This is a genomic window from Snuella sedimenti, assembly GCF_016428595.1.
GTDB lineage: Bacteria > Bacteroidota > Bacteroidia > Flavobacteriales > Flavobacteriaceae > Snuella > Snuella sedimenti.
Genome location: NZ_JAELVQ010000001.1, coordinates 123,206 through 145,002, shown reverse-complemented (window position 1 = coordinate 145,002; position 21,797 = coordinate 123,206). Strand labels below are relative to the sequence as shown.

19 protein-coding genes are annotated in these 21,797 nt (G+C 33.8%); 17 read left to right on the top strand and 2 right to left on the bottom strand.

Going from position 1 to position 21,797, the window contains the following annotated elements:
- Positions 1–69 precede the first annotated feature (69 nt).
- The 16 genes from JF259_RS00640 to JF259_RS00565 all read left to right on the top strand — a co-directional run bounded on the left by JF259_RS00640 (position 70) and on the right by JF259_RS00565 (position 18,329).
- Positions 70–1,428, top strand: coding sequence for a M48 family metalloprotease (locus tag JF259_RS00640; RefSeq protein ID WP_199112051.1), 1,359 nt, complete (start codon positions 70–72; stop codon positions 1,426–1,428).
- A gap of 13 nt (positions 1,429–1,441) precedes the next feature.
- Positions 1,442–2,977 carry a DUF6770 family protein gene (locus tag JF259_RS00635; protein ID WP_199112049.1) on the top strand — a complete coding sequence of 512 codons (1,536 nt, stop codon included), beginning with the start codon at positions 1,442–1,444 and terminating at the stop codon, positions 2,975–2,977.
- Between the two features lie 88 nt (positions 2,978–3,065).
- Complete coding sequence (rsgA, locus tag JF259_RS00630) at positions 3,066–4,013, top strand: ribosome small subunit-dependent GTPase A (RefSeq protein ID WP_199112047.1); 948 nt, start codon at positions 3,066–3,068, stop codon at positions 4,011–4,013.
- Positions 4,014–4,055: 42 nt separating this feature from the next.
- A complete protein-coding gene (locus tag JF259_RS00625) occupies positions 4,056–5,210 on the top strand; it encodes a sialidase family protein (protein ID WP_199112045.1) in 1,155 nt (384 codons plus the stop codon).
- A gap of 37 nt (positions 5,211–5,247) precedes the next feature.
- The gene (dtd, locus tag JF259_RS00620) at positions 5,248–5,700 is read left to right on the top strand and encodes a D-aminoacyl-tRNA deacylase (RefSeq protein ID WP_199112042.1); all 453 of its coding nucleotides are present in this window, start codon (positions 5,248–5,250) and stop codon (positions 5,698–5,700) included.
- Positions 5,701–6,234 carry a metal-dependent hydrolase gene (locus tag JF259_RS00615; protein ID WP_199112040.1) on the top strand — a complete coding sequence of 178 codons (534 nt, stop codon included), beginning with the start codon at positions 5,701–5,703 and terminating at the stop codon, positions 6,232–6,234.
- Between the two features lie 205 nt (positions 6,235–6,439).
- The gene (locus JF259_RS00610) at positions 6,440–8,359 is read left to right on the top strand and encodes a DUF3857 domain-containing transglutaminase family protein (RefSeq protein WP_199112038.1); all 1,920 of its coding nucleotides are present in this window, start codon (positions 6,440–6,442) and stop codon (positions 8,357–8,359) included.
- Positions 8,360–8,678: 319 nt separating this feature from the next.
- Positions 8,679–10,697, top strand: a complete 2,019-nt coding sequence (locus JF259_RS00605) for a DUF3857 domain-containing protein (protein WP_199112036.1) — start codon at positions 8,679–8,681, stop codon at positions 10,695–10,697.
- Positions 10,698–11,024, top strand: coding sequence for a nucleotide pyrophosphohydrolase (locus tag JF259_RS00600; RefSeq protein ID WP_199112034.1), 327 nt, complete (start codon positions 10,698–10,700; stop codon positions 11,022–11,024). It begins immediately after the preceding gene.
- Between the two features lie 35 nt (positions 11,025–11,059).
- The gene (locus JF259_RS00595) at positions 11,060–12,286 is read left to right on the top strand and encodes a 3-phosphoshikimate 1-carboxyvinyltransferase (protein ID WP_199112032.1); all 1,227 of its coding nucleotides are present in this window, start codon (positions 11,060–11,062) and stop codon (positions 12,284–12,286) included.
- A gap of 171 nt (positions 12,287–12,457) precedes the next feature.
- On the top strand, positions 12,458–13,507 hold the full coding sequence (gene queA / locus JF259_RS00590) for a tRNA preQ1(34) S-adenosylmethionine ribosyltransferase-isomerase QueA (RefSeq protein ID WP_199112030.1): 1,050 nt from the start codon (positions 12,458–12,460) through the stop codon (positions 13,505–13,507).
- A 180-nt stretch (positions 13,508–13,687) separates the two neighbouring features.
- Positions 13,688–14,728 carry a 23S rRNA (adenine(2503)-C(2))-methyltransferase RlmN gene (gene rlmN, locus JF259_RS00585; RefSeq protein WP_199112028.1) on the top strand — a complete coding sequence of 347 codons (1,041 nt, stop codon included), beginning with the start codon at positions 13,688–13,690 and terminating at the stop codon, positions 14,726–14,728.
- A gap of 139 nt (positions 14,729–14,867) precedes the next feature.
- The gene (locus JF259_RS00580; RefSeq protein ID WP_199112026.1) at positions 14,868–15,845 is read left to right on the top strand and encodes a polyprenyl synthetase family protein; all 978 of its coding nucleotides are present in this window, start codon (positions 14,868–14,870) and stop codon (positions 15,843–15,845) included.
- Positions 15,846–15,915: 70 nt separating this feature from the next.
- Positions 15,916–16,497: an RNA polymerase sigma factor gene (locus tag JF259_RS00575; protein ID WP_233164026.1), complete on the top strand. Its 582-nt coding sequence runs from the start codon at positions 15,916–15,918 to the stop codon at positions 16,495–16,497.
- A complete protein-coding gene (locus JF259_RS00570) occupies positions 16,478–17,215 on the top strand; it encodes a hypothetical protein (protein WP_199112024.1) in 738 nt (245 codons plus the stop codon). Before JF259_RS00575 ends, JF259_RS00570 begins: the two co-directional genes overlap by 20 nt.
- Before the next feature lie 55 nt (positions 17,216–17,270).
- Positions 17,271–18,329 carry a hypothetical protein gene (locus JF259_RS00565; RefSeq protein WP_199112022.1) on the top strand — a complete coding sequence of 353 codons (1,059 nt, stop codon included), beginning with the start codon at positions 17,271–17,273 and terminating at the stop codon, positions 18,327–18,329.
- Positions 18,330–18,446: 117 nt separating this feature from the next.
- On the opposite strand, the gene JF259_RS00560 is transcribed toward JF259_RS00565, so the two are convergent.
- Entirely contained in the window at positions 18,447–18,827 is a 381-nt protein-coding gene (locus JF259_RS00560) for a DoxX protein (protein ID WP_199112020.1), read from the bottom strand.
- A 374-nt stretch (positions 18,828–19,201) separates the two neighbouring features.
- Here JF259_RS00560 and dnaG point away from each other — a divergent pair, with 374 nt between their 5' ends.
- Positions 19,202–21,160, top strand: coding sequence for a DNA primase (gene dnaG / locus JF259_RS00555; protein WP_199112018.1), 1,959 nt, complete (start codon positions 19,202–19,204; stop codon positions 21,158–21,160).
- Here dnaG and JF259_RS00550 read toward each other — a convergent pair.
- Positions 21,155–21,790: a response regulator gene (locus JF259_RS00550; RefSeq protein ID WP_199112016.1), complete on the bottom strand. Its 636-nt coding sequence runs from the start codon at positions 21,788–21,790 to the stop codon at positions 21,155–21,157. The two genes, dnaG and JF259_RS00550, sit on opposite strands and share 6 nt — an antisense overlap.
- Positions 21,791–21,797 lie beyond the last annotated feature (7 nt).

Below are 21,797 nucleotides of genomic sequence, written 5' to 3'. Positions count from 1 at the left end.
GTTGAAGTACGAAAAAAACTTATATATTTGAAAAATAAATCTGACATTGTTTTGTAAGACTAAAAGTAAATGCATATAAGAACTTTTTATCTGTTTATTTTTTTATTGTTGGCCGCTAATGTAAACGCTCAAACAGGTTCTAACGAATATCTTCCCGAAGATTTTGATGCTATAAAGAATTATTTAAAAGCGATCAATTTAAAGCATGTTCAAAAAATAGATGGTAAATTTTCATCTAAAATAAAGAAGGTTTATAAAGATAGAGATGAAAAGATAGTTAAATCGATTGAAGATAGTGCTTACTTCTTTAATTCGTCAATACAGAAGAGTTTAGATGGTGTATTGCAAGAGATATATGATTCTAATCCAGAAATTAATTCAGAAGATTACTGTTTTTTCATAAATAATTCGTTGGTTCCAAATGCGGCTTGTTATGGAGATGGCATGTTTGAGATTAATTTAGGATTGTTTACAAGATTGGAATCCGATGATGAGTTGGCTTTCATTATTTGTCATGAAATAGCGCACAAAAGATTAGAGCACTCCTTAAAAAATGTATCCAGGAGAGTAGCTTTGGTAAATTCTAAGGACACGAAGAAAAAGATTAACGATGTGAAAAGCCGTAAATATGGAAAAACTAGGGCAGCACTTTCTGTAATTGATGAATTAAATATAGATATATTGGATTATTCAAGGGAGGCAGAAGCAGAGGCAGATTCACTGGGTTTCGTGTTTTTTTCTAAAACAAAATATTTAAAACCGTGTGCCTTGTGGTCTTTAGAAAAATTAAAAAAGGTCAATGAAATGGTTTTTCATTATGATGTTAAGTTAGATAGTGTATTTAATTTTGAAGATTACCCCTTTCAATCCTATTGGTTAAAGGAAACGACCTCTCTTTTTGATACAACTGAGAAAATAAACGAGTTTGCCATTGTTTCAGATACTTTAAAAACGCATCCTGAGATTGAATTTAGAATTGATAAGTTGATAGGAGATTTCAATATTGAAAAAGGAAAGGGTGATTTAGGGCTTGTTAAAGAGCACTTACCCAAAATGAAAAAAGTATCTCACATTCAGAGCATCCAGTTTACTTATGATTTGAAGATGTTGGATTTAACCTTATATCAATTAATCGAGAAATTCAATAATAAAAAAATCGAACCAGAATACTATTTTTTGAAAATGGCTGAAACTTTGCAACAAGTATACTTAACAAAGAAGAATCATGAATTGGGGAAATATGTCCCACAAAAAAGTAGCTTGTCTGATGAAAAACAGTTAAACGTAATTAGGCTCTTTCTTCATAATCTAGAACTAAAAGAAGTAAAAAAGATAGCATTGGCATTTTGTGATTTACATCATCCCAAAGTAACCAATAAAGAATCATTTCATACAATCCATAATTTTTTTAAAACATTAAATAATTAACCTTCAACAAAAAATGAGAAAATTTTTAACCTTAGTCAGTTTTTGTTTGCTCTGCTTTATTTTAAATGCACAACAAAAAACCTTTACAGACATTACAACCCTTAAAATGCAACATGTCGGTCCGATGATGGATAAGAATAACGATGTAGACGGGTATTATCTATACTATCAACTTGATAAGCTAAAAAAGGGAATGCGGGAATATGCTATCCATATGCTGGATAATAACTTAAATGACATAGCATTAAAGTCGTATGTCGATTCTAAAAATACTGTTTTAGCAGATAGTAAATTTAATAACCACGCCTTGATGTTTGCAATGATTAACCTCAAAGAAGAGCAATATAAACTTGTAACTTTTGATAGAAAGGGGGGACAGGGAGAAGATGTTATAATACCAGTTAATAAAAAGGAAATGAGATGGCTTTCTTACGCTATTAAAGCCGGAAACTTTAATTTGCTATACCCGGTCGATAACAAGGGCTTTTTGTTTAATTATGTTAGGGATAATAAAAAAATAGGATATGGCTTAAAATATGTGGCTACTGATGGAGGCACTTCTTGGGATTACAATTCACCTGATGATATTAAAGAGATTATGTCCGTAAATCCAATTGAGGTTAATGACGAAGTAGTTGTGGCTTTGGAGAGTTCCAAGAAGTCGGCCCTTAGTCAAACCGTAAATTTTAAAGTAATTGTTTTAGATATAAATACGGGCAAATTGTTGTTTGAGAAGCGTTTTGATAGGGAAAATAACCCACGATTGATAACCAATGCCTTTTTAACCGAAGATAAGGAATTAGTCTTGTTGGGCGAATATTTTGAAAAAGATGACAATGTTGCTAAGGAAAAGAGTCTGGGCGTTTTTGCTCAAATAAATTCCCTGGAAGGAAAGGTTATCTCTGATAATAAAGTGAGCTGGGAAGAAAAAATCGATAAAATGATGCCTGTAGAATCTGATGGGAAAAACCCAAAAAGAGGCTATGTGTATTTTCATGATATAGTTAGGACGCAAAAAGGAACCTACTACTGTATTGGTGAAAGGTATAGAAAGACAGTAAGTTTGGCTGGAGTAATGGGAGTTGCAGTAAATCCCAGAGGAGGAAGCTCGATGACTCAGTTAACCATTACTGATGCTGTGGTTTTTGAATTTGATAATAAATTTAACCTTTTAAATATTGAGGTTTTTGAAAAAGGAAAATCGAGAGCACCTAGCCTTATTGATGTTGGAAGTCCGCAACTTAATGCTCATGCATTAAAAGCTTATGGTGCTTTCGATTATCAATTCACTCAATTGGATACCGATAGAGACAGATTTTATGCTTCTTTTATAGATTATGAAAGATTAAAAGGAGAAGAAAATAAATATGCATTTAAATCTATAATGTACAATGATGGTAAATTATCTGAGGACAAAATTTATTTAAATAAATCAAAAGGAAAAATTAGATTTAGGGTCATGCCTGCAAAATTGGGGCATGTCATGTTACTGGAGTACAATAAAAAGGAGAAGACATTAGATATTCATTTAGAAAAATTGAACATCTAGTAAAAGATTAAAAGTAAAAGAAGAGCTATCTTGAAAGGTAGCTCTTTTTTTGTTGTATTAGAGCCTAATTATTTACATCTTTGTTGTAATGACAGGACGCGTATATAAATCTACAGGCAGTTGGTATACTGTGAAAACAGAATTTGGGGACACTTACGAATGCCGTATAAAAGGAAAGTTTCGTATTAAAGGTATTAAAAGTACAAACCCAATAGCTGTTGGTGATGTGGTGGATTTTGAATTGGAATCTGATAATAACCAAGAGTCTGGTATCATCTATAATATTCATGATAGAGCTAATTATATCGTAAGAAAATCGGTTAACCTATCTAAGCAAACCCATATTATTGCAGCAAATTTAGATCAGGTTTTTTTAATGATCACGATTAACAATCCACCAACCTTAACCAGTTTCATTGACCGGTTTTTGGTTACAGCTGAAGCTTATTCTGTTAAAACTATTTTACTCTTCAATAAAATAGATGTATACGATGAAGATACGTTAAACGAGGTTCGGTATTTAGCACATGTTTATAGAAAAATAGGCTACGAGTGTATAGGGGTCTCAGCTAAAACAGGCAAAAATGTTGATAAAGTAAAAGCATTAATGCACGATAAGGTAAGCATGTTTTCTGGTCATTCTGGAGTTGGTAAATCTACTTTGGTAAATGCTATAGAGCCAGATTTGAATTTGAAGACAAAGGAGATATCCTCATTGCACATGCAAGGCCAACATACCACGACATTTGCAGAAATGTTTGATTTAAGTTTTAGTGCAAGAATAATCGATACGCCGGGTATAAAAGGTTTTGGTATTGTAGACATGGACAAAGAAGAGATAGGCGATTATTTTCCTGAGTTTTTTGCGCTAAAACAAGATTGTAAGTTTAATAATTGTTTGCATGTTAACGAACCAAAATGTGCTGTAAAAAAGGCCTTGGATGATGGTGCCGTAGAATATACGAGATATCGAAGTTATTTACAGATAATTGAAGGCGATGAAGAGCATTACCGCACCGATAACTGGGAGCAATAGCCTTTTAAGAAGCTGTTAGCTGTACTTAAACGTTAGTTTTAGATGAATAATAGCGTATTGTTTATTTCGATTTTGTTACTGGGAATCATTTATTTGAAACATGTTCCTAAAGGGGGAGATGATCGGATGAAAGGTAAAGTGGTTCAGTTTCAGAAATCTAATGTTTTATTTGTGCCTTGGGAAGAAGGGTATGCTTGTTTTAGAATTCCATCGGTTGTAACAACCAATAGAGGAGCCGTTTTAGCTTTTTGTGAAGCCAGAAAACTTGGCTGTTCGGATACAGGGGATATTGACCTTGTTATGAAAAAATCTGTCGATAATGGTCTTACATGGAGTCCGCTTAGAGTTATTTGGAATGATAATGATAATGTTTGTGGAAATCCGGCACCTGTTGTAGATGCAGAGACAGGAAATGTACATTTACTGGCAACATGGAATAATGGAGAAGATCATGAATCTGAGATCATCAATGGGACAAGTATTGACAGTAGAACGGTATTTCAGTTAACTTCTAGCGATGAAGGAGAGACTTGGACTCAACCAAAAGATATCACAGCGAATGTTAAACAAGATAACTGGTCTTGGTATGCAACAGGGCCCGTTCATGGCATTCAACTGAAAAAGGGAGTTAATAAAGGACGATTGGTAATTCCGTGTGACCATATAGAAAAAGATTCAAAGCATTATTATTCTCATGTTATTTACTCTGACGATCATGGAGCTACTTGGAAGCTTGGTGGAACAACACCTGGTCATCAAGTTAATGAATGTACCGTGGCCGAATTGTCGAATGGCGATTTAATACTTAATATGCGTAACTATAAAAGGGATACCACCAAAACGCGACAAATTGCCTTTAGCAAAGATGGAGGTATTACATGGGAAAACCAACGATTTGATAAGCAGTTACCTGAACCAAGATGTCAAGGTGCCTTACTAACCGTTAAAAAAGGAGATAGAAATATATTGTTATTTACGAATCCCGCAGATACTAATTCCAGAGTAAATATGACACTTTCCATAAGTTATGATGATGGCTTAAGTTGGAATAAGAAGATAGTAATCCATGAATCACATGCTGCCTATTCTGATTTAACAGCGTTGCAGAACGGTGATATTCTTATTTTTTACGAGGCTGGTAACGAAAATCCTTATGAAGCAATTCGTTATAAAATAATACCTAAAAGTGATTTGTAGTTTTGAGAGTGATTTTAAAGAAGAGAGAGATTAAGAAATGAAAGTAGTATTACAACGTGTTTTAAAATCTAGTGTAACTATTGAAGGAGAAATAGTCGCATCTATTGATAATGGAATAATGGTTCTTTTAGGGATTGTTGATGATGATAAACAAGAGGATGTAAAATGGTTATCTAATAAAATTGCGAACATGCGTATTTTTAATGATGATAACGGTGTGATGAATAAATCTTTGTTGGATGTTGATGGCGAAGTAATTGTTGTTAGTCAATTTACATTGCATGCTTCAACAAAAAAAGGTAACAGACCCAGTTATATTAAGGCGGCAAAACCTGATGTTGCCATTCCTTTATACGAAAGTTTTGTAAAGCAATTAGAAGTCGACTTGGGGAAGCAGGTGCAAACAGGCGTTTTTGGAGCCAATATGCAATTAGCTCTGGTAAATGATGGACCAGTTACCATTATAATCGATTCTAAAAATAAAGAATAAGTGGCTTCCGTTTTTGGGCACAGTATTGTAGGGTATACCTTAACAAAAGTTATCGATAATCAAAATACAAAATGGTTATTGGTAGTAGCTATTATTTCTACTATACTGCCAGATTTGGATGTTATCGGATTTAAACGGGGCATACCGTATATGCATCCGTTCGGACATCGAGGTTTTTCCCATTCTGTTGTATTTGCTTTGCTATGGGCATTGCTTTTAATGTTTACATTAGGTAAGAAGCATAAACTTATTTGGTTTTTAGTGATTTTCCTAGCGACACTATCGCATGGGGCTTTGGATGCTATGACCACTGGGGGTAAAGGCGTAGGGTTTTTAATCCCATTTAATAATAATCGCTTTTTCTTTCCCGTTAGAATAATAAAGGTGTCGCCTTTAGGAATAAAACATTTTTTTTCAGAATGGGGACTTAAGGTTATTTTTAGCGAATTTAAGTACGTAGTTGTGCCGTGTTTTATTATATTTGGTATAAGATTTTTAACACGTCTCAGAAAGAGTGAGGAGTTTGAATCTTAGAGACTTTTACAATTCGTTATAGGTCATTTTTTGCTAGTTAAGGCTTTAAAACTGAAGTTTAGTAGTGCTAAATGAGGTTTTTCATAACGAAAAGCGGTGAAAAAAGATATAATAAAACCGAAAGGTGAAATTTAAGCAGTCTCTTATTTAATTAAATCTTTTACGAATGCAAATACATTAGTTTTTGCATCTAACCAAACAGTTTATGAGTATTAAAAATAGTATTAGAGTTGTTTTGTTCTTAGCAACTCTAGTGGTTTCTTCTCAAGAAAAAGTATACAATAGCTTCTCGATTCCTAATCATTTAAAACAATATGCCAATGCTGTTGTTAGGTCTTGTGAAACAAATATTTTATTAAAATCATCTGATGAAATGGTTGTTACAGAGAAACGCATTGTAACAGTGCTAAATAAGGAGGGAGACGATGCTGTTGATACATATGTACATTACGATAATAATGTAAAGATTAAAACATTAGAAGTTTTGGTGTTTAATAACCTAGGCAATCAAATAAAAAAAATTAAAAAGGGCGAATTTAAGGACGTTAGTGCAGTTGATGGCGGTACTTTGTATTCAGATTCCAGAGTTAAATATTTAGATTACACGCCTATTAGTTACCCGTATACCATAGAGTTTACCTACGAGATGAACACTAATAATACAGCATTTATAAGACCGTTTATGCCATTAAACGACTATTTTGTTAGTGTAGAAAGCAGTTCTTATTCCCTTGTTTATCCTGAAGGTTTAACCATTAGAAAGAAGGAAAAAAATTTTGAAGGAATTAATATAGAAAAAGAAGAATTAGAAGGTAAGGTTTCCTATAAGGTAAAACATATTGAAGCTACCAAACCAGAGGATTATAGTCCGTTGTTTAGCGATATTATGCCAAAAGTATTGTTTGCTTCCCAACAGTTTGCTTTGGAAGGAGTGCAAACTAAAGTAGAGGATTGGAACGATTTTGGAAAATGGATGTATCATGATTTAATAAAAGATACGCACGATTTGCCTGAAAGCACTATCAATATGGTTAAGGATTTGGTTAAAGATGAAACAACAGCTATTGATAAAGCTAAGAAGATTTACAAATACGTTCAAGATAAAACACGGTATATAAGTGTTCAGGTTGGAATAGGAGGCTGGAAACCTTTTAATACATCAGAAGTTGATAAGTTAGGTTATGGCGATTGTAAAGGATTAACTAATTATACCATGTCTTTGTTAAGGGCTGTTGGCCTTACATCTAATTATACAGTTGTATATGCTGGAAGCGGCCAAAGAAACATTGAAAATGACTTTGCTTCAGTGCAAGGGAATCACGTCATTCTTAATATTCCAATAGAGAATCAGGAGGATATTTGGTTAGAATGTACAAGTCAAAAATTACCATTCGGTTTTATTGGGGATTTTACAGATGATAGGGATGTGCTGGTAATTACGCCTGAAGGAGGAAAGATTGCCCATACTAAAAAGTATACGACCGCGGAAAGCACACAAGTGCTAAATGGAACCTATAGTATTTCTAATGAAGGCGGTATGGAAGCTACTGCAAATATTAGATCCAAAGGCATACAATATGACGATAAACTTCGGTTAGAAACCGAAACAGAGAGAGATTTAGATGTACACTATAAAAAGCGGTGGAAGTATATAAATAGTTTAACCATTGATAAGATGGACATTGAGAATGACAAAAACAATATTGAGTTTATTGAAACGATTGCTTTTAAGGCATCTAATTATTCAAAGTTAGTAGGAGATAGAATGCTTGTTACTATAAATGCGTTAAACCGAAATATGCACATTCCAGATCGTTACAGGGAAAGAAAATGGCCAGTTAAAATTCGTAGGGGGTTTAAAGATGTTGATAAAGTGGAAATTAAATTGCCTCAAGATTATAAGGTAGAATCCTTACCAAAGAATAAAGTAATTGAGACTAAGTTTGGAAGTTATAAGGCGGAAATAGAGGTTGTAGGTGGTAAGACATTGTTGTACAAAAGACAGTTTATTGTAAACGACGGAGCGTTTCCTAAAGAAGACTACGATAGTTTTAGAACCTTTTATAAAGAAGTTGCAAAACAGGACAATTCAAAAATAGCATTAATTAAAACTAAAAATAAATAAAGCATCCATGACTAGTGTTTTGCATGTCACGAAATGTTTATAAAGGATGTTAGAGACCGTTGAAATAAAACAATAAACATAAACCATGAAACGAGCATTAAGAAATTTTAAAAATTACTTCACAAAAGGAAATGTTTAAAATTTTTAATGTGAGAACGTAGGGATTGCATACGTTCTCAATTTTATAATTAATATAAAATCAAATGAATTATCAAAATTTAAACGTATGAAATGCCCATTAACAATAAGTTGCAAACCCAACCAATATGATAATTTGGGCATCGCATCTGACCACTAAAAAACAATAAAATTTAAACAGATGAAACAGATAGTCTTTTTAACTGTTTTGCTCTTTAGCTTAACAACGGTTGCACAGAATTACGATTTTGGAAAAGTATCCAAAGAAGAATTAGAAGAAAAACTCCATCCCTTGGATTCGTCAGCCAATGCTGCTTATTTGTATAAAAACAGGAAAACGTTCTTTGAATACACCGAGAGTGAAGGGTTTCAATTGATAACCGAAGTTCAGGAGCGTATTAAAATATATACGCAAGAAGGATTTCAATATGCTACAAAATCAATAGGTTTATATAAAAATAATTCGAATATAGAAAAAGTAACTGGCATTAAAGCATATACTTATAATTTAGTTGATGGTGATATAGAAGAAACGAAACTTAATAAAGATGGGATTTTTAAAGAAGAACGTTCAAAGTATTGGGACGAGACTAAATTTACTATGCCCAATATTAAGGAGGGAACAGTTATAGAATACAAATATCGAATCACATCTCCTTTTTATTCAAATGTAGATGAATTTGTGTTTCAGCATGATATACCGGTGAAGAAAATAGAAGCTAAATTTGAAGCCCCTGAGTATTTCAATTTTAAAGCTAATGCTAAGGGATATTTAGCAGTTAGACCAAATAATGAAACCAAGAGAGATAAGATAACATTTAAAAACAAAACTAGGACAGGAGGAAATGGCATATACGATGGACCGGCAAGAACAAGTTATCAAACATCAGATTTAGAGTACACAAAGCATATTTCTTCTTATAATTTGGAAAATGTTCCTGCATTAAAGGAAGAACCCTATGTAAATAATATTAATAATTACAGATCTTCGGTAAAGTATGAATTATCGTATACTAAATTTCCCAATAGCCCTATAAAATATTATTCTACTACATGGGAGGATGTAGTAAAGACTATTTATGAAAGTCCGAATTTTGGAACAGAACTAAATAAATCGGGATATTATAAGGATGATATTGATGCATTAATAGGTGATGTGTCCGATCCAATGAAGCGAACAGCGCTTATTTATAATTTTGTAAAGTCAAGGGTTAAGTGGAATGGCTATTACAGTAAATATTGTAATGAAGGAGTAAGGAAAGCTTATAAAGAACAAATAGGGAATGTAGCAGAAATTAATTTAATGCTAACCTCCATGTTGCGCCATGCAGGACTTAATGCAAACCCCGTTTTAGTAAGTACCAGAAAAAATGGTGTGCCGCTGTTTCCAACGAGAGAAGGGTATAATTATGTAATTTCTTGTGTTGAAATTTTAAATGGGGTAATTTTGTTAGATGCGACTAGTGAGTATGGAACACCAAATATTTTGCCGTACAGAACGCTTAATTGGGAGGGTAGGATTATTAGAAAACAAGGTAGCTCGGCTTTAATTAGTTTGTATCCAAAGGATATTTCCAAGCAAACCATTTCAATGTTGGCTAATTTAGATGAAAATGGAACTATTGAAGGTGCATGTAGAAGTGTGAAAACTAGCCATAATGCATTGTCTTATAGAGAAAAATACAATAAAGTGAATGAGGAAGATTTTTTAGAGAAATTAGAAAATAAGTATAATGGTTTGGAAGTTTCAGATTTTAAGGTAGCCAATGCAGTAGATTTAGGGAAGCCTGTTATGGAATCGTATAAATTTACAAAAGAAAGCCAAGCAGATATTGTAGGAGATAAAATCTATTTTTCACCTTTATTCTTTTTAAGAACAAAGGAGAACCCTTTTAAATTAGAAAAGCGAGAATTTCCAATTGATTTTGGTTATCCTTCTGGATCTAAATATATGGTAAATATAAAATTACCAGAGGGGTATAAAGTGGAATCAGTTCCTGAATCAGGTGCATTAGCTTTGCCAGATGACTTGGGGTCGTTTAAGTATGTGATATCAACAACGGAGTCTAATGTGCAATTAATAATAGAAACAGCAATAAATCAATCGATTATTCCTTCAATGTATTATGAAACTTTAAAAGAATATTTCAAGCAGCTTATAGAAAAAGAAAACGAACAAATAGTTTTAACAAAAGTATAGATGGATATAAAAAATGCACAAAAAGTAGTAGATGACTGGATTAAAAATCATGGCGTTAGGTATTTTAATGAGCTAACCAATATGGCACAGCTTACCGAAGAAGTAGGCGAGGTAGCACGAATTATTGCCCGACGTTATGGTGAGCAGAGTGAAAAAGAAAGTGATAAAGATAAAGATCTGGGAGAAGAACTAGCCGATGTATTGTTCGTCGTTTTATGTTTGGCAAATCAAACAGGAGTCGATTTACAAAAGGCTTTCGATAAAAGAATGGATAAGAAAGCAAAACGAGATCACGATAGGCACCATAATAACGAAAAATTAAAGTAAATTTGCAGCTTCTTTAATTAGGAATCTATACGAGCATGCAAACTATAACACTTCAAAAATCACAAACAGACAAACAGACAGCCGTTCAAATAACAGGATCTAAAAGTGAATCGAATCGATTACTATTGTTAAAAGCACTTTATCCAGAGCTTGAGCTTGATAATATTTCAAACTCCGATGACAGTAACTTAATGACCAAGGCTTTGGTATCAACCTCAGATGTAATAGACATACATCATGCAGGTACGGCCATGCGGTTTTTAACAGCTTTCTTTGCTGTTCAAGATGGTAGAGAAGTAGTACTTACCGGTTCCAAGCGAATGAAAGAGCGCCCTATTAAGATCTTGGTTGAAGCACTTCAACATTTGGGAGCAGATATTCAATATGTCGAAAATGATGGTTTTCCGCCCATAAAAATAAAAGGAAAGAAGTTGTCGAAACACGAAGTATCTTTAAAAGCGAATGTAAGCAGTCAATACATTTCAGCACTATTGTTAATTGCTTCAAAATTGGAAAACGGATTGGAACTAACGCTAGAAGGCGATATTACTTCTGTACCCTATGTAAAAATGACTTTAGGGTTGTTGGAAGAAATTGGCGTGAGTACAAAGTTTGAAGGTAATGTGATTTCTGTTAAACCGAATGCACGGGCATTAACGCCTCAAAAGCTTGTTGTAGAATCCGATTGGTCTTCTGCGTCTTATTACTTTAGTATTGTTGCTATAAGTGATCTGGGTACTCAGGTAACCTTGTCTTCGTATAAATTGGACTCTTTACAAGGCGATTCGGCTTTAGTTGAAATATATAAACATTTTGGTGTAGAAACAACTTTTGGAGATAACACCATAACATTAAAGAAAGTTAGCGATAACAAAACAACTAAAACATTTAATTTGGTTAATGCGCCAGATATTGCCCAAACCATAGCAGTAACTTGTTTTGCCTTGGGTATAGCGTGCGATTTAACTGGACTACACACCTTAAAGATTAAAGAAACCGATAGGTTGGTAGCTTTAAAAACCGAGATAGAAAAGCTTGGCGGAAAGGTAACCATAACAGATAAGTCATTGCACTTGGAAGCTTCAAAGGAAATAAATGAGCTAGTTTCTATAGCAACCTATAACGATCATAGAATGGCTATGGCTTTTGCGCCTTTGGCTCTTAAAGTGCCTATAGTTATTGAAGATGCCCAAGTTGTTTCTAAGTCCTACCCTACCTTTTGGGATGATTTAGAGGCTATTGGTTTTAAAATTGCGCAATAATAATCATCCAAATACTTGACAAGGCCTAGTCGCAGATTGTATATTTGCGCTTTCTTATAAAAAAGTAAACTAGTTAAAATTTTTAATATGAGAACGAGTACAACGAGTGCTTGTATGTGTTCTTAATTTTATAATTAGTTTAATGTCAGGAAATTATTAAAAATAAAACGAATGAAATTATCAAACTTTGGCTTCAATTTACCGGACGAATTACTAGCAGAATATCCGTCAGAACATAGAGACGAATCTCGTTTAATGGTTCTAGATAGAAAGAAGCAAACTATCGAACACAAATTATTTAAAGATATTATTGAGTATTTTGACGAAGATGATGTAATGATACTTAATAATACCAAGGTGTTTCCTGCTAGATTATATGGAAATAAAGAAAAGACAGGAGCCAGAATTGAGGTGTTTTTGTTAAGAGAATTAAATGAAGAGCAACGTCTTTGGGACGTTTTGGTAGATCCTGCCCGAAAAATAAGAATAGGTAATAAATTGTACTTTGGTGATGACGATACGTTGGTGGCAGAGGTTATAGACAATACAACCTCAAGAGGTCGTACCCTACGTTTTCTATATGATGGCTCTTATACTGAGTTTAGAAAGAAATTGAAAGATTTGGGCGAAACACCACTTCCAAAATACATTAAAAGAGAAGTTGAACCGGAAGATGAAGAACGTTACCAAACGATTTTTGCTAAAAATGAAGGCGCTGTAGCTGCCCCTACTGCAGGCTTACACTTTTCTAAGCACCTATTAAAGCGTTTGGAAATAAAGGGCGTTAATTTTGCTGAGGTTACGTTGCATGTTGGACTTGGAACTTTTAACCCTGTTGAGGTGGAAGATTTGTCTAAGCACAAAATGGATAGTGAAGAACTTAAAATTGGCCCAAAGGCAGTAGAAATTGTTAATACGGGAATTCAAAATAAAAAGCGTGTTTGTGCCGTAGGTACCACAGCTATGAGAGCAATTGAAAGTTCGGTATCATCAAATGGCATGTTAAATGAGGTTGAAGGATGGACCAATAAATTCATCTTCCCCCCTTACGATTTTAGTATCGCAAATTGTATGATTACCAATTTCCATACACCAAAATCAACTTTACTAATGATGGTGTCTGCTTTTGCAGGTCATGATTTTATTAAAAAGGCCTATGAAGAGGCTGTAAAAGAAAAGTACAAGTTTTACAGTTATGGAGATGCTATGTTAATCCTTTAATTAGTGTTAACAGACCCTAGATCATAACAATATAATTCAAGCCTCTGTTTAGAGGCTTTTTTCTTTTAGTATCTGGGTTAACTGACTTAACTAATGTTTTGTAAAGTGTAAAACATCAATCAATTATTCATTCATCAAATAATATATTTCGAAAAACCTTTCACTATTTTTGCAATACTTATGACGACAGAAAAAAAGGATATACGTGCATTAACCAAAGAGCAGTTACGGGATTTTTTTGTAAAGCAAGGCGATAAGGCTTTTAGAGGAAACCAAGTGTATGAATGGCTTTGGCAAAAATCGGCGCATACGTTCGAAGATATGACGAACTTGTCTAAAGAAACACGCCGTATGTTACAAGAACATTTTGTTATCAACCATATAAAGGTCGATAATATGCAACGTAGTAACGACGGTACCGTAAAAAATGCCGTACGTTTACATGATGGATTAATTGTTGAGTCGGTACTAATCCCAACACCAACCCGCACAACAGCCTGTGTGTCAAGTCAGGTAGGATGCAGTTTGGATTGCAGGTTCTGTGCTACTGCGCGATTAAAACGTATGCGTAATTTAAATCCGGACGAAATTTACGATCAAGTAGTTGCTATCGATAAGGAAAGTAGACTTTATTACAACAGACCATTGAGTAATATTGTGTTTATGGGAATGGGCGAACCGCTTATGAACTATAATAATGTAATGAAGGCAATTGATAAAATAACATCACCCGAAGGTTTGGGGATGTCGCCTAAGCGTATTACAGTATCTACATCTGGAGTGCCAAAGATGATAAAAAAAATGGCTGATGATGAGGTTAAATTCAATTTGGCTGTTTCATTACATTCGGCTATCGATAAAGTACGTACAGCAATAATGCCTTTTAATGAAACCTTCCCTTTAAGCGATTTGCGCGACGCTTTAGAATATTGGTATACCAAAACAAAACGTAAAATTAGTTACGAGTATGTTGTATGGAAAGGTGTAAATGATACGCAAGAGGATATCGATGCTTTTGTTCAGTTTTGTAAATATGTACCATGCAAGGTAAACATTATCGAATATAACCCGATAGGTGATGGGGAGTTTCAGCAAGCATCCAATGAAGCTCTAGAGCAATATATTAACAGTTTGGAACGTAACCGAATTGTTGTTAATGTTAGAAGAAGTCGAGGTAAGGATATTGATGCAGCTTGTGGGCAATTGGCTAATAAATCGTAAACGACCTTGCGGTAAGTATACGAGGCATTTATGGAGAAAAGCATTTTATTTCGAGGCAAGACTCAACGTATTTAAATCTCGATTATCGCGTAAAAATTAGTTTCTAAAACTTATATTTGGAACGTCTTAAATTTAATTTGTGAAAATAGTAGAGCGTATAAAACAACCTATAGCTTTCGAAATGGAACTTTTTGAGCAAAAGTTTCAATTATCAATGTCTAGTAAGGTAGCCCTACTTAACCGAATAACCCATTATATTGTAAACCGAAAAGGGAAGCAAATGCGTCCAATGTTCGTGTTTTTAGTCTCTAAAATGGTTTCCAATGGAGAAGTTAGCGAACGTACATATCGGGGCGCTTCGGTTATAGAATTAATCCATACGGCAACATTAGTTCATGATGATGTGGTAGATGACAGTAACCGACGTCGCGGTTTCTTTTCGGTAAATGCACTTTGGAAGAATAAAATAGCAGTTTTAATAGGAGATTATCTATTATCTAAAGGATTGTTACTGTCTATTGATAATAATGATTTCGATCTCCTTAAGATTATTTCAATAGCTGTGCGCGAAATGAGTGAGGGCGAACTACTTCAAATAGAAAAAGCACGAAAATTAGATATAACAGAAGCCATTTATTACGAAATTATCCGACAAAAAACAGCAACCCTTATAGCGGCTTGTTGTAGTCTTGGGGCTGCTTCAGTAAAACCAGAGTCCAATCATGTAGAAACCATGCGAAAGTTTGGTGAACTTATTGGAATGGCATTCCAAATTAAAGATGATTTGTTCGATTATGGGGAAACCCAAATAGGAAAGCCAACAGGTATCGATATCAAAGAGCAAAAAATGACCTTACCTTTAATTTATGTATTGAACAATGCATCCAAAAAGGATAAGCGATGGTTGATAAATTCTATTAAAAACCATAATAAGGATACAAAACGAGTAAAGGAAGTCATCGCCTTTGTAAAAGACAATGGTGGATTGGATTATGCCATTAAAAAGATGAAACAATTTCAAAAAGATGCCTTACAGTTGCTTCAGGCTTATCCAGAATCAGATTACAAGAGTTCATTAGAACTTATGGTTAACTATGTAATTGATCGAAAAAAATAAAATCTTACAAAAAAAATAGGCCTAGGCAACCTTTTACTCAAGAACAGCGTCTTTATAAATATAAGACAAGATGAAGCCTCTTTTGAAAGTTATTCAATTGCATAAAAACGAATCCGTACTTATTAAACGAGCGATTAAAAATAATCGGGAAGCGCAGCATGAACTATTTACGTTGCATGCGCCCAAGATGCTAAGTGTTTGCAGGTTTTATATAAGCGATTTGCAAGATGCAGAGGAAGTAATGCTCAATGGGTTTTTCAAGGTCTTTACAAATTTAAAGCAGTTTAGAAATAATGGCAGTTTTGAGGGGTGGATACGCCGTATTATGATAAGAGAGTCTATTTCGTTTTTAAGAAAGCAAAAAAATATCGAATTCTCTTTAGAGATTGCAGAAAATGAAACCGAACCGTTTAATGCTATAGAAACAAATATTGAAGTAGACGAAATACAACAGTTAATAGACGAATTGCCCGAAGGCTATAAAATGGTCTTTGTTATGTACGCTATTGAAGGATATAAGCATCAGGAAATTGCAGGGATGTTAGATATTACGGTAGGAACGTCGAAGTCGCAATTGTTTAAAGCAAGGAAACTGTTACAGGAAAAAGTTAATAATATTAATAAAACAAGTTATGGATCCTATAAAGTTTGATGAACATCTTAAGGGAAAACTTGAAAACAGACGGGTAAAGCCTTCCACTGAGTCATGGAGTAAGCTGTCAAGTCGTTTAGAAGCTAAAGAAGCAAAACCAAATGCAGGGAGGTCTTGGTTGTTTATGGCAGCGAGCATTATTGCTGTTTTGTTGGTTGCAACGCAGTTTTTTAATAATAACACTGAAACTATTAAAGTATTGCCTTCAATAGAGCCAACAAAGGCTGTGATTGTAGAACAAGCTAATGAAGAAGTAAAAACATTGAATAAAGATGTTAATGATGTCGAGGTTGATCAGTTAGTAAAGGACACACCAGTAATTGAACAGGGTATTGATGAAGTTAATACTATAGTTGCATTAGAAGATAAGATTGTTGCTAAAGAAGAGCAAAAGATTGAAGCTGTCTCTAAGGTTGCTGTTGTAGAGAATTTAACTTTTGAAGCGCAAAAGATTCAAGACTTAGTAGTTCAGATCCATACCATGAAAAACGAAAACAAGGAAGTTTCCGATGATGAAATTGAAGCTTTGTTACAGCAGGCAGAAAAGGAGATTAAATTAAAACGATTACAAGATAAAAGTTTTCAAAAGGTTGATGCCATAGCATTATTGGAAGATGTTGAAGCAGAGCTCGACCAGTCTTTTAGAACCAAGGTATTTGAAGCCATAAAAGCAAGTTACAATTCGGTAAAAACAGCTGTGGCTCAAAGAAATAATTAAAAATCTTTCATCAAAATCAATTAATAATTACCGTAAGGGATTAAAACGAACAGTTATGCAAACAATTACTAAGTATTTAGTGCTTTTGGCACTGGGTTTAAGTGTGCAGTTAATCCAGGCACAAGACACAATTCCTGCTATTAAAAATAGAAAGAATATTGAAATGCTCGAAGAAGTCAAGTTTACTATCGAGAAGGAAGAGCGAGATTATTTAAAGAAAGAAGTAGAAGCAATAAATAAGCGATTAGGAGCAGGGGAGATTACTAATGAAGAGGCTGAAAAATTAAAAATGGAAGTTGCAAAAGTTGCAGCTTTGAATATTGAAAACAGAATTGCTATTGTTGATAACAAAATAGCCCTTTTAAAGAGGAATGATTATGGGTTAAGTCGGACAGGAGCAGATTATAAATTTGGAGTAGTAATCAATAATAAACCGTATGCTATTACTGAAGACAAAAAGGAAAAAGAGAATGATAAAAGAATTACAAGTGAGTTTTTGTTAGCCATTGGTTTAAATAATGCTATTATTGAAGGTGTAAAATTAGATGATTCTCCATATAAATTTGGCGGTTCTCGTTTTTTTGAAATAGGTTGGGTATGGAAAAAACGCGTGTTTAAGAATACCAATTGGCTAAGGTTGAAATATGGGCCTTCACTTCAAATAAACGGTTTAAAACCGATAGAAAACAAATATTTTATTAATCAAGAAGATCAAGTTGTGCTGGCAGAGTCTCCAGAAAATTTAAAAAAATCCAAATTATCAGTTACTAATTTGGTTTTCCCAATGCACCTAGAGTTTGGTCCGTCAAAGAAAATAGATAAAGGAACATATTATAGGTATTCAACACAAAATAAATTTAAAATTGGTATTGGCGGTTATGGAGGGTTTAATATTGGAACTCGACAAAAATTAAAATATAGCTTGGATGGCGAGCGCGTAAAGGATAAACAAAAAAGAGGGTTTAATACTTCTAACTTGGTTTACGGGGTAAGCGGCTATTTGGCATTCGATAATACTGCGTTGTACGTTAAATACGATTTATCCCCTCTATTTAAAGACCAAATCGTAGAACAACACAACATTTCGTTAGGTTTACGTTTTGATATAGATTAATGTTTTTAATTTATAGTGCTTAGGCAATATGTCATTCTATAAAACCATAAAAGCAGGTTTTTCCAATTGAGGTATTGCCTGCTTTTATGTTGCTAAAACAAATTAATTATAATCAAATTATTCAAAGAGCGGAATATATTTCTTTTTATTACTTAGTACCAAAGCTATATTTAAGAAAGCTACTATAAGGGCAGGCCAAATTTTACTGATATCGTTATTAGAAAGATTAAAAATCAAGAATGCTATAGTGAGGGGAAATAAAACAATAATGATAAAAGCTGTCCATTTATTAATAAGCAATAGTATCCCTATTAAGATTTCAAACATGTACAGGTAGGGTAAGTAAGGTGCAACAGCATCTATAAAGTCTCTTGTGTTTTCTGGCATTGTTCCATACGATGTTGGTAAAAAATGCAAAAATTGATTTAAGGCATATACAATTAAGAATAAACCCAATATAATCCTAAACCATACTAAAAAAAGATTTTGCGACTTCATGAATTTAAAGGATTTGTTGTTAGTAATTTCAATACAGTTATTAAAAGTAGTAGAAAAACTTTGTTTAAAACATGATCATTGTCATCTGTTTAAATTTTATTGTTTTTTAGTGGTCAGATGCGATGCCTAAATTATCATATACTCACGTGTTATTCTTTTGAAAATAGGAGCTCGTGAATCTTCGATTTCGGTTGGGTTTGCAACTTTTTGTTAGTAGGCATTTCATAATATTAAATCCAAGAAGCTAATGCGTTTCTAAAATCAATAAGATTATAGTACTTTTACATTGTTATTTCTGCAAAGTCAGGAACCTACTTTTAAAAATTAAGTTTTAATAAAAAAGATTCCCGTTTTTAATGGGTTAATGTAGTCATTTGATATCACAATCATCCATAGATTTAGTATTTGAGACCGCTCGTGTAGAAGAGGTTATTGGCGATTTTGTTCAGCTTAAAAAAGCAGGGAGCAACTTTAAAGGGTTGAGTCCTTTTAGTGATGAACGTTCCCCAAGTTTTATGGTGTCTCCGGTTAAGCAAATCTGGAAGGATTTTTCCAGTGGCAAAGGTGGGAATGTTGTTGCATTTTTAATGGAACACGAACATTTTACCTACCCAGAAGCAATAAAGTATTTAGCAAAACGATACAACATTGAAATAGAAGAAACCGAACAGTCTAACGAACAAAAAGAACAGGCCAATACACGTGAGAGTTTGTATTTGGTTAGTGAATTTGCGAATGCTTATTTTCAACGAATACTTCATAAAACCGATCAGGGACAAGCGATTGGTTTGAGTTACTTTAAAGAACGGGGGTTTACCAATGAAACTATAAAGACTTTCGACTTGGGGTATTCGCTTGATGAGTGGCAAGCTTTTACGGATGAAGCTCTAAAGCAGGGGTATAGTATAGAGTATTTAGAAAAAACAGGACTTACTATTGTTAAGGAAACAAAGCGTTTCGATAGGTTTAAAGGACGTGTTATGTTTCCTATTAAAAGTATGAGCGGTCGAGTGTTGGGCTTTGGAGGGCGTATTTTGATTAATGATAAAAAAGCAGCTAAATACTTAAATTCTCCAGAAAGCGATATTTACCATAAAAGTAAAGTTTTGTATGGTATTTATCATGCCAAGCAAAGTATTTCTAAAGAAGATAACTGTTATCTGGTTGAAGGATATACCGATGTTATTCAGTTTTATCAAACTGGGATAAAAAATGTGGTGTCTTCTTCGGGAACGGCTTTAACCTCAGACCAAATTAGGCTCATAAACAGATTGACAAAGAATATAACTGTTTTGTTTGATGGCGATGCAGCGGGTATGCGTGCTTCACTTCGTGGAGTGGATCTTATTCTAGAGCAAGGGATGGATGTTAAGGTGTGTTCTTTTCCAGAAGGTGAAGACCCCGATAGTTTTGCAAGAAAAAATACGCTTGAAGAACTTAAATTATATTTAGAAACAAATGCTAAGGATTTTATTCAGTTTAAAGCATCTGTTTTGTTTGAAGATTCTAAGAACGATCCCATTAAAAAAGCAGATACAGTCAGGGATATTGTAAATAGTATTTCTAAAATACCCGATCGTATTAAAAAAGAAATTTATATCCAGGAGTGTGCAAGGATAATGGATATAAGTGAAGAGGTTTTATTTAGTACGTTGGCTCAGATCGATAAAAAAGAAGTTCAGAAAGAAAGCAAACAGGGCCAGCAGAGTAAGAAAGCTTTTGAAGTGATCAAGCACCAACAACCTGTTAAAAAGGTAGATGTGCAATATATTTTAGAACGTAAGATTATAGAGGTTTTGTTGTTGTATGGTAATGAAGTTGAAGATTTTGAGGATCTGGTGTTAAAAGAGAACGATAAGGGAGAATTGGTTTTAGAACCTGTGGTTCATCAATCTAAAGTTTTTGAAAAAGTGTTTTTGGATTTGCAGGAAGACGAAATGGAATTTTCTAACCCTCGATTTAAAACGATCTATTATAAAGTAATAGAGGCATTAAATCAAAACCCTAATTTTGAGCTAAAGACATTTATCAATTCAGTTGATGCCGATATATCAAGTGAAATCACATCCATTTTAATGGATGACGAACGTTATACGCTTGATGATTGGAATCGAATGCAGATTTATCCCAAACAGAAAAAAGACACAATAGGACAATTGGTGAGCGAAACTATTTTAAGCCTGCGTTGCTTTTTTATTGATCAAAAGGTCAAAGAGTTCCAGCAAGAAACCCTAAAGAGTATACAGGATACCAATAGAAATATTCTTGAAGAAGTTAAAGACTACTCAGGCTTAAAAATGCTTTTATCTAGAAAACTGAACCGTGTTTTATGATTCAGCTTCTACAGCAAGTTTCGCTTGCGTAACCAAATCTACTAAATTGGTTACCTTTAATTTTTTCATTAAACGAGCCTTGTAAGTACTTACAGTTTTCTCGTTAATATCCAATTCTTTTGAGATTTCTTTGTTTTTTCTTCCTATGGTTAGGAGTTTTAAAACCTCTGCCTCACGAGTGGATAACTTTTTGTAAAAAGCACCCGATTTATTGGATCTACTACCCAATGCTAATTGTTTGGTTAGCTCATTACTTAAATAAATACCCCCTTCATGAACTTTTAAAACGGCTTCGTTAATCGTTATGATATTAACGGATTTAGATAAGTAACCGGCCGCACCTGCTTTAATGGCATTGATGGCATAAACTTCTTCCGGTTGACCACTAAAAATAATGGTCTTTACGTCTGGATAGTCATTTTTTAAATAACGTAAAACCGTTAAACCATTAAGTTTTGGTAAATCGGCTTCGGTTAAGATAATGTCTACCGGATTGTTCTTTACAAATTCTAGTAAGGCCTCGCCATTATCAACATTTCCAACAATTTTAACGTTAGAAGACGCTGAAAAAAGAATTTCTAACCCTTTTCTTACAATAGGGTGGTTGTCTGCTATTAATAATTTAATCATAATTGAA